This is a genomic window from Undibacterium hunanense (genome assembly GCF_014284335.1).
Classification (GTDB): Bacteria; Pseudomonadota; Gammaproteobacteria; order Burkholderiales; family Burkholderiaceae_D; genus Undibacterium; species Undibacterium hunanense.
Genome location: NZ_JACOGF010000002.1, coordinates 143043 through 156393 on the forward strand (window position 1 = coordinate 143043; position 13351 = coordinate 156393).

Sequence of the window (13351 nt, forward strand, 5' to 3'; positions counted from 1 at the left end):
CATCATTGGTGATTGTAGCAAGCAAGAAAAATTCCGGTGCTTAATTACTTTCAATCGCGCTCAATCACGTTTGAGATGCCAGGCTTGTAAAGGTGTTTCATCGGGAATCAGGGCATGCAGGCGCTTGTACAGCAGGCGCGTCTCCAGCAAATTGGAGATTCTCAATATCGATTCGATAAAATCAAATGGCTTGGTCAAAAAATCTTTTGCCCCCAACGCCAGCGCCCGGTGTTTTGCTTCCGGCATGATGTCAGCAGTCAGTACCATGACCGGACGGAAATCATTCTTTGGCGTACACCTCGCCAGTTGTTCCAGCACTGCGTAGCCATCGAATTCAGGCATCATTAAATCTAGCAAAACCAGATCCGGATCAAAAGCGATCACCAGATCAAGGGTGCGGGTTGGGTCCGTGGTACTGACGATGTTGCTGAAGCCTTCGCGTGTCAATATTTTTTCCAGCAATTGCACATTGTCGATTTCATCATCGACAATCAGGATACGCATGGCAAGTATGTCGGAAACGTTCATGGCAAAAGACGATTGAGGGTGGAAAAGAACAACGTTACATCCAGCGGTTTGGTCAGATAGTCACTGGCACCATTGGCCCTTAGCCGCTCGATCGTCGTCGCCAGTGCATCGGCGCTCAATATGACGATCGGAATATCCTTCATATCTGGCGATGCACGCAACTGTTGCAATACATCTTCGCCGGACATGTCGGGCAGTTGCAGGTCCAGCAGTATCAGGTCCGGTCCTTGCTGTTGCGCGATCTGCAAGCCATCGGCACCGTTCTTTGCACTGAAAAGTTGTACATGCTTGCTGCGCGCCAGCAGTATTTCAATCAGGACCAGATTCGATGAATTGTCTTCAATATACAGTATGCTGCAAGGGCGATGTAACGTTGCCAGTTCAGCGGTCGCTGGCCGGATTCCTTCTGCCGACAGCGTTGCCTGTGCGACGGGCAAGTTGACCCAGAAATGACTGCCTTGCCCCTCGACGCTGGTCATGCCGATTTCTCCGCCCATTGCCAGCGTCAACTGTCTGGATACCACCAGACCCAGGCCATTGCCTTCGACCGGCTTGTGTTCTGCACCCAGCCGGTCGAATGGCGTAAACAAGCGCTTTTGCATGTCTGGCGCAATGCCAGTGCCGCTATCAATGACCAGCAGTTGTACTTGCGTTGCCGTTGCCTGCACGCGTAGTGTGACCGTGCCATTGTCCCTGTTGTATTTGACAGCATTCGACAAGAGATTGAGTAATACTTGCAGCAGGCGTTTGCGGTCTGCAAGCAGATAGATATCGGCGGCTTTTTCCGGGCCTGTCAGTATGATATTTCTGGCCTGTGCCAGCGGTGCAATCAGTGACAGTGCTTCACGCAAAAGCCCGCCTGCTTCGACTGGCTGCAGCACCAGTTCCAGATGGCCGGTTTCTATGCGGGCGATATCCAATACTTCATCGATCAGGGTCAGCAGGTGATGCCCGCCTTTCAATATATGCCTGAGGCTTTGCTGCGCATCCGGGGCATGCATATCCAGTTGCAGCAATTGCGCAAAACCGAGGATGGCATTCAGTGGCGTGCGTAATTCGTGACTGGTGCGGGACAGAAATTCAGTCTTGGACTGATTGGCACGTTCAGCCTCTTGCCGGGCTTTTTGCACTTCTTCAGCACGGGCTGCCAGCAGTTGGCTGGCGCGCATCATGCGGTCAGACAACTGGCCCAGTTCATCGTTCGCTGCTGCGACCGGAACCAGCGTCATGCCGTGTTCGAGGCGGCCTGCATTACCCGTCAATTGTTGTACGCGGCGTACGATACCGGCAGAAAACAACAGGCTGGTCAGCAATGCGCCGAGCACACCGGCAATACCGGCACCCACCGTCACCATCATGGTGAGATTGTGTACCTGATTGGCCTGCCTGACGCTTTCCTGTCGCAGGTATTCTTCCCGTATCAGCATGGTATCGATATGCGCACGCAAATCATCCAGCACTTTCTTGTTCTGAACCAGGGCCTGGGTTAATTTTTCGGGCGGGGATGCCGGCCCGATCTTGATCAGTTCTACCAGTCCTTCGCTTTTCTTGACGGCCATGGATGCCAGTTCATTTAACAGCGCCAGTTGCTGTCCGTCGCGGATTTGTGCACGCAGACGTTGCACGGTTTTTGGTAATTCCGTTTCGCTGATATGGTAAGGCACCAGAAAGTTTTTATGCCCGGTCAGCAAATAGCCACGCACGCCGGTGGCGGCTTCTGCCAGCAGTGTATGGACTTTTTGAATATCCCTCTGGATCTGTATCGTGCGCTGCACGTTTTCCTGCGCACGATTGACCTGTATACCCATCAGGTAACTGGATATCAGGGTGCCAAGCAAGACCACGATAGGCACCGCGATCACGATCAGCCCCTTGATGCGCAAAGGGCGATCTGACCACCAGCGCATTGCCAGTATGAACAGTCGCTTCATGATTTTCTGCCGGCAGATGTACTCGACGTACCCGACGTACCCAGGCCCAGTTCGACTGCCATGGCAGCGACCTGGGTGCGGTCCTGTAGCCCGAGTTTATGGATGATGCGTTCCACGTGGATTTTTACCGTACCCCTGGCAATGCCTAGCCGGTCACCGATATCTGAGTTGGTCAAACCGTGTGGCAACAGCGACAGCACTTCACGCTCGCGGGCCGTGAGCAGTGCAGAAATTTGTTTGATGCTGCCATTCATCTGTGGTGTTGTTGATTCAGATGGTACATGCAGTGCCAGCGCCAGGATGTTGGCCAGCGTACCTAAGGTGAGCATGTCGGCAGCAGAAGGTTCCGCCAACTGCTTGCGATTGACCAGCACCAGGATGCCTTGTGGCCGGGTTTGCTTCATCAATGGAAACAGCAATTCCAGCCCCGCCACATCACCTGCTGGCAACAACAGGCGACTGATGCTTTTTTGCCGGATCATCACGCGGGCATCCGGCTTCAGCATGGCGGACAAGACACCTTGCGCCGGGAAGCGCGTGCCGTGGGGTAATACATGTCCTTTTGACGCATGCACGCGTAATGCACCGGCATCTTCCACCAGTACCGCGCAGGCTTCAAAGGCAGAAAACTCCAGCGCATAGGCAAGCACCGCCGAAATGGCCGATTCTTCTCCTTCTGCCAGTACCTGGCCAACATCATGCAACAGGCGCAGACGGGCCTGATTGGCCTGGTTGTCGCGATACTGCTCGCGTAAAGAATGGGTAGTGGCTGAAGGTGTCGTGTCCATGGCATTAGTATATGCCATGTGGCATATGTGATGCTAGGCCACACGGCTGATGGCAGGCCTTACACAGTAGCTCATGATGGTCCCAACCTTGCAGGAAGAGGTAATTGATCTGTTTTTAACCATGGGAAATCTGAAATGAAAAATCTGTTCTTTGTGATGAGCTTGCTTGCCAGTGGTGCCGTTTTCGCAGAAGCGCCTCCCAAGAAATATGACCAGGTAGCTGCCGCACCTGCCACCGCCGCAGAAAAAGAAATTGCCGGTTTGTTCGATCGCTGGAATGCCGCATTGGCAACCGGTAAACCCGCAGAAGTGGTCAAGCTGTATGCACCTAACGGCATCTTGCAGCCTACCGTATCGAATAAAATCCGTGCCACACCGGCAGAAATTGAAGAATACTTTGAACATTTTTTGTTGCTGAAACCTAAGGGCACCATCAATTACCGTCAAATCCGTCTTTTGGGTGAAAACTCGGCGCTCGATAGCGGTGCCTATACCTTCGAGATCGTGAAGGACGGCAAGCCGGCAAAGGTGCGCGCACGGTATACCTATGTCTATGAAAAAATCAAGGGCGACTGGAAAATCCTCAATCACCATTCCTCGGCCATGCCTGAATTTGTGGAAGAAAAATAAGCCTGAATGTTCCCGAATATGTATGAATAAGTCTGAACAGCTAGCCTGTATCGAGGCTGTCCATAGCAGGTAGTCAACTGTCCGTGCCTTGTACTGCAATGCACGGACAGCTTGTTTTTGTAGCGTGGCCCTGAAGCCCATGCCATCTTGTGCGCTTCTTTTCATATTGACCACTTCCATGCCGGATACTCAATGCGCCTGGAGATTTGTGTCAGAATGCGGCTGTCAGCCTTCATAAGCTGTCAAATTGAAACGACAGTTCCGAAAGTAATCAAGAAACAAGATGACGTTTAATGACAAGCTGCAAGCTGATTCTGTACCAGACTTGCAAGAACACCCCTGGATATCACTGGAAACCGCGCTGGATGTTGAAGCGTGGATGGATTTGCAACATCGTGAACTACAGCAGGCCCTGGGCAACAAGCCGACCACAGGGCAGGGTATCTGCCTGAGCTTATTGCATGGCGGTGAACTGTATCTGCATACCAATTCTGATGGGGATGTCTTGCTGGACCTGACACCCGAAGCACAGTGGGTGACGCCGGTATTAAGTGCCGTGACCCAGACAGCAGCACCACGTGGCCAGGTCTGGTGCCTGCAAGGCCATGTGCTGATACAACTGATGCTGGGTTTGAATACCCTGGTTGCCAGCAGCAGGCTGGTGCTCAAGCATCAATACAAGGGTGCACGTCATAATAGTATGCAATAGCGTGCAATAAGGCTGATTGGTGCCAGCTTAGCGCTGTGAATATATCCTGGACAGTTCACCTTCCTGGTGGGCGCGCAGGATGGCGCGGTCGATTTTTAGCATCAGTCCCTTGTCAAGATCAGGACGGATTGCGATATGAATATCCACAGAAGAAACCGGTTTTGGCAAAACGCAAAACAGTTTTTCTGTCGTCTGGCCTGGAGCGAATTCCGCTGCATATTGACGGTTGATGTTAGCTTCCAACTGGCTGATATTGCTGGCCGAGCTATACAGCAAAAATGCATCCATACGGCCCAGGTAAAGTTTCTTGAGGCGGCCAGAATTATTGCTGGTATCGTCTTCCACCTTGAACAGTACATTGCTGAGCCGGTCAAACTTGTCCCCATTGCTGGTGCCACGGACGATGCCTATGGTCTTACCCTTCAGGTCATCCAGGGATTGAAATACAAATTTGCTATCGCAACGGGTAACCAGCAAGGACTGGTCGGTAAAAATCGGCTGGGAAAACTTGAAACTGCGCAATCTTTCCCGGGTTTTTGATATGCCAAAGATCAGGCCTTCGCCTTTCTCTGCATTTTCCAGCGCACGTTTCCAGGGATAACGGCGTATGTCGAATGTCAGGCCGGAGTGTTGTTCGAGATAACGCAACAAGGCCGTGACTTCAGGCGACAGGGGAATGACCTTGCCTTTGTCATCCAGTTCTTCACTCATCAGCAGCACCGGGCGCTGGTTGGTACGGGCATGCACCAGGCCTGCCTGGCACAGATAGACCAGCAGAAGGCAGACAAATAAGCGCAGAAAACTGGGCATGATGATTCTGGTTGCGGATTCCAGACTTATCTTAGCGCAATTTACGGCTTTGTTATGCGATATCAGTGATAGGTAGTTCCACGCATGGCATTTGATGCCAGCCCGAAAAATACCGGAGCGACATGACAGATCATAAAGAATTCAGCCGCCTTAAGGGTTCAGCTTATTTCGCAGGCTGAACGTGATAGCTTGCCGACCTGGCTTGGCAAGCCAGGTCTTTGGACCAGCTGTTTTTAACTAGCCACTCCATTGCGGTCTATCTTGACCACGCGTGAACCGCCAGCTTTTTTGACATTGACTTCTGCTTCGCCGGGGCCGGTGACCTTGATGCTGGCGCTGTCGAGCAGCAATTCGCTGGCGCGCAGGTCGCCGCTGCCGCTGACTTTGGCCGTCAGGCTTTTAGCCTTGCCTCTGAGGCTGGCTTGCCCTGGGCCTTGCATATTCAGTTCCAGCGCTGCCTCGGATTGCAGTTCTGCATCCAGATCACCCGAACCCGACATGTCGGCTTTCAGTATGCCCTGTATGCCACGGAAACTCTGGTTCGAGGGGCCGGTATTGGCGATCTGCAGGTCCTTGATCTTCAGGTTTTCTGCATCCAGATCGCCGGAACCACTGGCGGTAATCGTCAATTCGCCGACTTCACCCGCCAGCCGGATATCGCCAGAGCCGCTGGCACGCACATTGGCCTGCTCAGCCTTGATACCCTGGATATCAATGTCCCCCGACCCTACCGTTTCCACCTGCAGAGCTTTGACATTGCCCAGCAGACGCACATCACCGGACCCATGTTTGATCAGCTTGACGCTGGCAGCTTGCAGATTGTCGACACGCAGGTCACCACTGCCATTTGAAGTGGTATCCAGCGACTGGCTGACGGTATCCAGGTGTACTTCACCAGAACCGCGCATTTCCAGTTCGGCCTGGGCGACCTGCAATTGCTGCATATCCAGATCACCGCTACCGGAAGACACCAGTTTCAGGACGCCTATCTTGCCGGTCACCCTGGCATCGCCAGAGCCGTTCAGGTTCAGGCTCAGTTTGTCTGTTTGCAGTTCATGTATATCCATGTCGCCACTGCCAGAATTGGTGGCTTTGCTCAGGCTTGTGGTCGTGATCCTGACAGTGCCTGGCTGGTTACTCCAGGTAAAACTATAAGATTTACGTTTGCTGCGGATGATTAATACCTTGTTTTCCACCACGGTTTCGATTTCCGGCACCAGATTGTCGTCGCCACTGATGACGATGGGGGCCTGCGGTCCGTTGGTAACCACCACATCAAAGAAGCTGGAATTTTCTATGGCATTGAATTCAGCCACAGTGCGCTGTTCGGTAGCGATCTTGCCGCTGCCCCTGATGGTATTGCCATCGACGCTGATTTCGCAGCCACCCAGCAATACGGCCAGCAGTGTGAGACATCCTAATGATTTGATCATGATTTGACGTGATGAAAGAATTAACAGTTTCCAAGTGTAGTAGGATTCAGGCGGTTTTTCACTGTCCTTAGAGACAGACTGCGCATTCCGTGTCATCAAACGCAAATTTGCCGGACGAAACGTTGCCATATCAGCCAAAAGCGTGATTCGGATGTACACTTGGCAGCAGTTTCTTCAAGTGCAACCATGACGACATAATGATGCCAACCCGCCGCCAGCTTTTAAAACAAGGCCTGCTGCTCAGCGCCACCGGTTTGCTCGGCCAGCCTGTGCTATCGCAGGCCACCCCTGCGGGCGAAAAATCTGCGCAACCCGCCCCGCCGCCAGATTTGTTTGATTCCCAGGCACTGGATATCGAATTCTGGGTCAAGCCCAGAACCCTGGATCTGATACGACCGGCGACCGGAGAGCGCAGCAAGATTTTGTACTGGAAAGATGGTGAAGTGCTGGAATCCGCTTATCAGCAGTTATGCCATTTGTTGCGCGACGTGAATGGCAAGAAGACCGCCCCGATTGATCCCAAGTTGCTGGAAACCCTGTGGGCTACCCAGGCGTATGTCGCGCGCTTTGGTGTCAGCCGGCCGCTGGAAATCTTGTCCGGCTACCGCACCCAGGCTTCTAATCAGCGCCTGATCGAAGAGGGTGTGCCAGCTGCCCGCAAATCCCTGCATATGGAAGGCAAGGCCGCAGATATCCGCATACCGCAATTGCATGAAGAAATACTGGGAGAATTGATACAGAGCTTCCGCCAGGGCGGCGTCGGCTTTTATTACCGGCAGACTGCGCAAGGCGGCTGGATACATACAGATACTGGCCTGCAAAGAAGCTGGAAGGGCTGATTGGCCTTTCCAGCGCTTTTTTGAAATTTCTGAAACTATGGTTTTTGATTCATCTTCTTGGGATCGCCCGTAGTCACGATGCTCCACAGGTTGGGTTGCAGGTATTTCCGGCTGGCCTGGTTCAACTGTTCCAGCGTCAGGTTCTGGATGGCAGCTTCTCTTTGTGCATAGAGTGAAAACTCCTTGCCCTGATGCAGGGCGGTGTTCCACAAGCTTGCAATACGGGTATCGTCGGCCCGTTGCTGTTGGGCCAACCGGCCAAGTGCCTGCTTGGCCTTTGCCAGCTCGTCCGGTCTGAAGCCGCTGCTTTCCACCGCCCGCAATTCTTCGATGATGGCGACTTTCAGTTTATCCACATTGGCCGATGCTGCGGTGGCGATGATTTGCCAGCTGGCTGCAGGATCATTCACCTGCGCTTCAATACGCGAGCGCACATGGTAGCTCCAGCCTTCTTTCTGACGCACCCGCAGGCCCAGCCGTGATTCTGCGGTGCTGCCACCTATGAGGTAGTTGGCCACTTCCAGTGCAGCGTAGTCAGGGTCGTTCTGGCTGATGGCCAAATCCATGCGGCCCATGAAATAGCCATTGTCTTTACCGGGAGTGGGGATGAAGGTATCGAGCGGCAGGCGTTCGATGATACTGGCCTGAGCATGCTGGTAAGGAGTCTTGCTTTCCCAGCCGGCGAATTGCTCACGCAGGACGGTCGCAGCTTCATCCACGTCAAAGTCACCAACGATGGCCAGGTGGCCTTTGGAAGCGCCGTAAAACTGCTTGTGAAAATCAAACAGGTCGGTAGCTTTGATGGCATTCAGTTCGGAAATGATTTGCTGGGCGGTTTCTTGCGCCCGTATATCACCGTCCGGATAGGCATTGAAATGTTTGGCCATTTCATCCATACCCATTTGCACCGGATTGCCACGTTCTGCAGACCACTTTCTTTTTTCTTTGTCGATGACGGTTTGCGCCTGGGCGAAACTGGGATCTTTCAGATTCATGATCATTAATTGCAAGGCCTGTTTCAGATGTGCCCGGTCAGTGGTGAACTGGGTCAGGCCGCCACGGATATGTGATTTTTCTCTTTCTGCTTCCAGCGCTTCCTTGCCAAACTGGCCGCTGCCGTTGAGCATGGTCTGGTCTGTCATGCGTTCCAGCCAGCGTTTGGCAAACAGGGATTTCTCATCCCCCCAGTGCAGCGCCAGATCGACGCTGACCGCCTGGCCACGGCTGGGTTTGGACAGCAGGGCGACATCCAGGTTGCCGATTTTCAGACGCCGGGTCTGCTTCTGGATATTGGCGACGCTGGCATTGAAATCGCTGACCAGTGCATATTCATTGACATGCGAAAAATTCTTCATGACCTCGCTCAGGGGCGGGGCTGGCGGGATACTGGTATCCGGACTTTTTTCATCTGCCAGCAAGACGCCCACGGTACGGTTCTCACGCACGAAATAGCGTTTTGCCGCATTCTGCACCTGGGTGGTCGTCAGTTTGGCAATGCGGTCTTTTTCCACAAATAACAGACGCCAGTCGCCCTGAGAAATGTATTCAGAAAGTGCGGTCCCCATTTTTTCCGCATCATTCATGAGCCGTGAAAAATTGTTCACATACTGGCTTTTGACAAAATCCAGTTCATCCTGACTCAGGTTTTGCTGACCAAAACCTTCTACGATCTTGATCAGGCCTTTGGCGTTTTCATCGGATGGCGTACCGGCATAACTGTCGGTGGTAAACACGGCCAGGCCAGCATCTGCATTACCCTGCATGCCAAAGGCAGGCGAAAAATTGCTGAGGATGATTTCATTATCTTTATTGCGCTGCTCGCGTCCGGATGACAGCATGCCACCAGCCACTTTCAGGGCTGCATAGTCGGGATGCAGGGCAGATGGTTTGTGATAGGCCAGCATGGTGACGTTGTAGCTGGACTTTCTTCTGACGATGACCTGACGTTCACCCTGTTGTGCCGGTTCTACCGTAGGTATCACCGGTAGCGCGGTTTTCGGTGTAGCCAGGTGGCTGAACTTGCGTGCGATCACCTCCAGTGCATGGGCTGCATCAAATTTCCCTGCCACCACCAGCACCGCATTGTCGGGACGATAGTAGGTGTTATACAACTGACGCAATTGCTCGATATTGACCTTTGCAATATCACTTTTTTCACCGCCGGTGCTGTGGCCATAACCATGCCAGTCAAAGGCGACTGCCAGCAGGCGTTTGCTCAGGATTTCACTCGGGCTGACCTCGCGCAATTCCAGTTCATTGCGCACCACCGTCATTTCTGTGTCCAGTTCCGTTTGCAAGACCTGGGCATTTTGCATGCGGTCGGCTTCCATCGCCAATACCCAGTCCAGATCCGTTTCATTGGCGTCAAAGGACGCAATGTAATTGGTGTAATCGAGATGGGTAAACGCATTCCAGCGTACGCCGCGACTGCTGAGCTGGCTGGCAATTTTGGGATAACTCTTGCTGCCTCTGCACAGCATGTGTTCCAGCAGATGCGCATACCCGGTCTGTCCGATGTTTTCATGCCGCGAACCCACCATGTACACCATGTTGACGGTAATGGTTGCCTGTGAATTGTCGGGCATCAGCAAGACTTTGAAACCATTCGGCAAGCGGTATTCGGTAATGCCTTCCACACTGCTGGTGCGTGCGATATCCGTCGGCATGGGTGGGGCAGCATGGACAGGGGCGTGCGACACCAGCAGGGAAACTGCCAGGGCAAGGGAGGTGAGGGTGGTGTTCAGGACGGCCATATCAAGTATAAATAAAATAAAAAAAACCGGAAATCATTGATTTCCGGTTTCATCACCAGCCTGCTTTATTTGGCTGTTGTTGTTGTTGTTGATGTTGCTGCGGCTTTCGCTTTGGCTTCATCACCGGCGATGAAGATACTCATTTTTGCCGGATCAATATAGCGACGGAATGCGTCATTGACCTGTTGCAGGGGCAATGCCTGTATCTTGTCGTCCATGGCCTGTGACCAGCCCCAGTTGCGCTTCAGGTACAGGTTACCGTTCCAGCCGGCAGCAAGGGTGCCATCGTTGGTACGTGCCTGCACGCGCTGTTGCAGCATGCCGGATTTGGCCTTGGCCAGTTCTTCAGCGGTGAAGCCATCTTTCAGCGCCCGGTTCAATTCATCCTTGATCGAGGCTTCCAGTTTTTCCAGGTTCTGTGGTGCTGCCGTGGCATTGATGCTGAAGCTACCGACCGGGTCAATTTCACCGACACTGAGGCCAGAACCACCGCCATAGGACAGGCCTTCTTTTTGACGTATGCGTTCCAGCAGACGTGAATTCAGGCCGGCTCCACCAAAGATATAGTTGGCAACGCGCAGGGCAGGATAGTCGGCATCGTCTTCGCGCATGGTGAGATTGATGCGGCTCAGATAGATAGCACTTTCCTTGTCCGGCGTGTTGAAGGTCTTGCGAACGACTTCAACATCACTGCGTTTGGCAACCATGCGGGTGTATGGAGCTTTGCTGGTCCAGCCATCAAATGCCTTGCTGATGACTTGTTTGGTACTGTCCACATCAAAATCACCGACGATACTCAATTCACCTTTGGATACGCCATAAAAATCTTTATGGAAAGCCTTGATATCGTCGAGCTTGACGGTACGCAGTTCTGCCAGCGCTTCATCCAGCGTCACGGCAGCGCGCATATCGCCTTTTGGATAGCTATTGAAGTGCAGGCCCATGGCGCGGCTGGCAACAGCGTTTGGCTCATTGCGCGAGGATTCCAATGCGACCAGTGTCCTTTCCAGCGCTTGCTTGAATTCACTTTCCGGATAATTTGCTTCTTTCAAGACATGGGCCACCAGTTCCAGCGCCGCCGGCAAGTTTGCCCTGGTGGTCTGGAAGGAATACAGGCCGCCACTCATTTTCAGCTTGGACATTTCATCCGACAACTGTGCACGTGAATATTTGCTGGTACCGGTAGTCAGCAAAGATCCGGCGAAACCGGAAATCGTGCCTTTCTTGAACAGGCTCTTTTCATCACCCCAGTGCAGGGACAGTGACACATTGACGGTTTCGCCACGGGTTTTCTTCGGCAGCAAGGCCAGTTGCAGATTGCCCATGGTGCTTAATTGCGTGCGCTTGTCGATATTTGCCGGGGCCGGGTCAAACGCTTCGCCTGTCAGAGTGGCAGCCTTGGGTTTGAAGTCTTTCATGACTTCGGCCATGCTTGGCGCTGTCGGGACTTCTGCACGCTGTGGATTGTCTTCCGGAATGAACATGCCTACCGTGCGGTTGTCACGCACCAGATAGCGTTTGGCAGCGGTCGTTACCTGTTCGGCACTGACATTGTCACCATCGTCCCTGTCCTTGAACAGATAGCGCCAGTCACCCATGGCGATATATTCAGACATGCTGATGCCTATGGATTCATGGTTGTTCAAGAGTTTTTCGTAATAATTGGCATTGTCGCGCTTCTGGCGTTCCAGCTCATCCTTGGTTGGCGGATTATTCTTGAAGTCTTCTATGCCTGCCAGCAGCGCATCCCTGGCCGCTTCTAGCGATTCACCTTTTTTGACTACCGCACCTATGATGTTAATGCCGGGTTCGACCTGACCCAGGCTGCTGGAAAAGACCTGGACTACCTTGCCGGTTTCCACCAGTTGTTTGTGCAGGCGGCCATGGGGTGCTGCAGTCAGGATGCTGTTGGCAAAACCCAGGGCATCGCGATCATTGTGCAGGCCAGCCGGCACTTTATAGGCGATCATTACCAGTTGTATGTCACCCTTGCGGCGCACGACGACACTGCGTTCACCATCCTGTGTTGGTTCCACCGTCCAGAACTGCGGCAGGCTGCGGGTCGGTTTGGCGATCTTGCCGAAAGAAGCATTGATCCATTGCAGGACTTTTTCCTGTTCGAACTTGCCCGCGACCATCAGCACCGCATTGTCGGGCTGGTAGTAGTTGCGGTAAAAAGCCTGCAGGTTTTCTATCTTGACGTTTTCGATATCGCTGCGGTTACCGATGGTGGAATTGCCATAGTTGTGCCAGTCATAGGCCACGCTTTGCAGGCGCTTCATCAACACGCCGCCCGGTGAATTTTCACCGCGTTCATATTCATTGCGCACGACCGACATTTCGGTATCCAGGTCTTTTTTGGCGATGAAGGAATTCACCATGCGGTCGGCTTCCAGCTCCAGTGCCCATTTCAGGTTGTCGTCACTGGACTGGAACAGTTCATAGTAGTTGGTACGGTCGAGCGAGGTGGTGCCGTTCATACGCATGCCGCGCTTGTTGAATTCTTCCGTGATCTTCGGATTATTTGGCGTGCCTTTGAACAGCATGTGTTCGAGCAAATGCGCCATGCCGGTTTCGCCATAGTTTTCATGTCGTGAACCGACCAGGTAAGTGATGTTGACGGTGACGGTCGGTTTTGTTGCATCCGGCATCAGCAATACCCGCAAGCCATTTGGCAGACGGTATTCGGTAATGCCTTCGACACTGCTGACCTGGCTGACACCCTTGGGCAAACTGTCTGCCAGGGCCAGCGGCGCAGTGAATAGAAAGACACCACTCATGACCAGTGCGCGTAACACGGGTTTGAGTGAAAGCTGGATACCGGAGCGTGCAGAGTGCATAAAATCCTTATGACTAAATAAGATAAGAACAAAAAAATAAATGATCCGGCCTGTGCTTCTGCACTGGCGGGATCATTTCTGGATTGGTAA

At 52.9% G+C, this 13351-nt stretch carries 10 protein-coding genes; 3 read left to right on the plus strand and 7 right to left on the minus strand.

Annotated features, from left to right (window positions below):
* Positions 1-60: 60 nt before the first annotated feature.
* The 3 genes from H8L32_RS03840 to H8L32_RS03850 are packed head-to-tail and all read right to left on the minus strand — an operon-like array spanning position 61 to position 3265.
* Positions 61-528, minus strand: a complete 468-nt coding sequence (locus H8L32_RS03840) for a response regulator (RefSeq protein WP_186945863.1) — start codon at positions 526-528, stop codon at positions 61-63.
* The gene (locus H8L32_RS03845) at positions 525-2459 is read right to left on the minus strand and encodes an ATP-binding protein (RefSeq protein WP_186945864.1); all 1935 of its coding nucleotides are present in this window, start codon (positions 2457-2459) and stop codon (positions 525-527) included. Before H8L32_RS03845 ends, H8L32_RS03840 begins: the two co-directional genes overlap by 4 nt.
* On the minus strand, positions 2456-3265 hold the full coding sequence (locus tag H8L32_RS03850; protein WP_186945865.1) for a helix-turn-helix transcriptional regulator: 810 nt from the start codon (positions 3263-3265) through the stop codon (positions 2456-2458). The genes H8L32_RS03845 and H8L32_RS03850 overlap by 4 nt, the downstream gene beginning before the upstream one ends.
* A 117-nt stretch (positions 3266-3382) precedes the next feature.
* On the opposite strand from H8L32_RS03850, the gene H8L32_RS03855 reads away from it, so the two are divergent.
* Positions 3383-3877: an SgcJ/EcaC family oxidoreductase gene (locus H8L32_RS03855; protein ID WP_186945866.1), complete on the plus strand. Its 495-nt coding sequence runs from the start codon at positions 3383-3385 to the stop codon at positions 3875-3877.
* 283 nt (positions 3878-4160) lie between these two features.
* On the plus strand, positions 4161-4586 hold the full coding sequence (locus H8L32_RS03860; RefSeq protein ID WP_186945867.1) for a hypothetical protein: 426 nt from the start codon (positions 4161-4163) through the stop codon (positions 4584-4586).
* A 27-nt stretch (positions 4587-4613) separates the two neighbouring features.
* Here H8L32_RS03860 and H8L32_RS03865 read toward each other — a convergent pair whose 3' ends face one another.
* Together H8L32_RS03865 and H8L32_RS03870 are read right to left on the minus strand one after the other, a co-directional pair.
* Positions 4614-5396 (minus strand): substrate-binding periplasmic protein, encoded by a 783-nt coding sequence (locus tag H8L32_RS03865; protein ID WP_186945868.1) that lies wholly within the window; start codon positions 5394-5396, stop codon positions 4614-4616.
* Between the two features lie 233 nt (positions 5397-5629).
* Positions 5630-6829 (minus strand): head GIN domain-containing protein, encoded by a 1200-nt coding sequence (locus H8L32_RS03870; RefSeq protein WP_186945869.1) that lies wholly within the window; start codon positions 6827-6829, stop codon positions 5630-5632.
* Between the two features lie 200 nt (positions 6830-7029).
* On the opposite strand from H8L32_RS03870, the gene H8L32_RS03875 reads away from it, so the two are divergent.
* Complete coding sequence (locus H8L32_RS03875; RefSeq protein ID WP_186945870.1) at positions 7030-7668, plus strand: YcbK family protein; 639 nt, start codon at positions 7030-7032, stop codon at positions 7666-7668.
* A gap of 35 nt (positions 7669-7703) precedes the next feature.
* Here the strand turns inward: H8L32_RS03875 and H8L32_RS03880 are convergent, their stop codons facing one another.
* Both H8L32_RS03880 and H8L32_RS03885 read right to left on the minus strand, forming a co-directional pair.
* Positions 7704-10421 (minus strand): M16 family metallopeptidase, encoded by a 2718-nt coding sequence (locus tag H8L32_RS03880; RefSeq protein WP_186945871.1) that lies wholly within the window; start codon positions 10419-10421, stop codon positions 7704-7706.
* A gap of 65 nt (positions 10422-10486) precedes the next feature.
* The gene (locus tag H8L32_RS03885) at positions 10487-13261 is read right to left on the minus strand and encodes a M16 family metallopeptidase (RefSeq protein ID WP_186945872.1); all 2775 of its coding nucleotides are present in this window, start codon (positions 13259-13261) and stop codon (positions 10487-10489) included.
* Positions 13262-13351: the final 90 nt, after the last annotated feature.

What these genes read in the sequence shown, in the direction of transcription:
- H8L32_RS03875 (WP_186945870.1), top strand. Translation starts at nt 7,030, where the DNA reads ATGCCAACCCGCCGCCAGCTTTTAAAACAAGGCCTGCTGCTCAGCGCC.
- H8L32_RS03870 (WP_186945869.1), bottom strand. Translation starts at nt 6,829, where the DNA reads ATGATCAAATCATTAGGATGTCTCACACTGCTGGCCGTATTGCTGGGT.
- H8L32_RS03850 (WP_186945865.1), bottom strand. Translation starts at nt 3,265, where the DNA reads ATGGCATATACTAATGCCATGGACACGACACCTTCAGCCACTACCCAT.
- H8L32_RS03855 (WP_186945866.1), top strand. Translation starts at nt 3,383, where the DNA reads ATGAAAAATCTGTTCTTTGTGATGAGCTTGCTTGCCAGTGGTGCCGTT.
- H8L32_RS03865 (WP_186945868.1), bottom strand. Translation starts at nt 5,396, where the DNA reads ATGCCCAGTTTTCTGCGCTTATTTGTCTGCCTTCTGCTGGTCTATCTG.
- H8L32_RS03845 (WP_186945864.1), bottom strand. Translation starts at nt 2,459, where the DNA reads ATGAAGCGACTGTTCATACTGGCAATGCGCTGGTGGTCAGATCGCCCT.
- H8L32_RS03860 (WP_186945867.1), top strand. Translation starts at nt 4,161, where the DNA reads ATGACGTTTAATGACAAGCTGCAAGCTGATTCTGTACCAGACTTGCAA.
- H8L32_RS03840 (WP_186945863.1), bottom strand. Translation starts at nt 528, where the DNA reads ATGAACGTTTCCGACATACTTGCCATGCGTATCCTGATTGTCGATGAT.
- H8L32_RS03880 (WP_186945871.1), bottom strand. Translation starts at nt 10,421, where the DNA reads ATGGCCGTCCTGAACACCACCCTCACCTCCCTTGCCCTGGCAGTTTCC.
- H8L32_RS03885 (WP_186945872.1), bottom strand. Translation starts at nt 13,261, where the DNA reads ATGCACTCTGCACGCTCCGGTATCCAGCTTTCACTCAAACCCGTGTTA.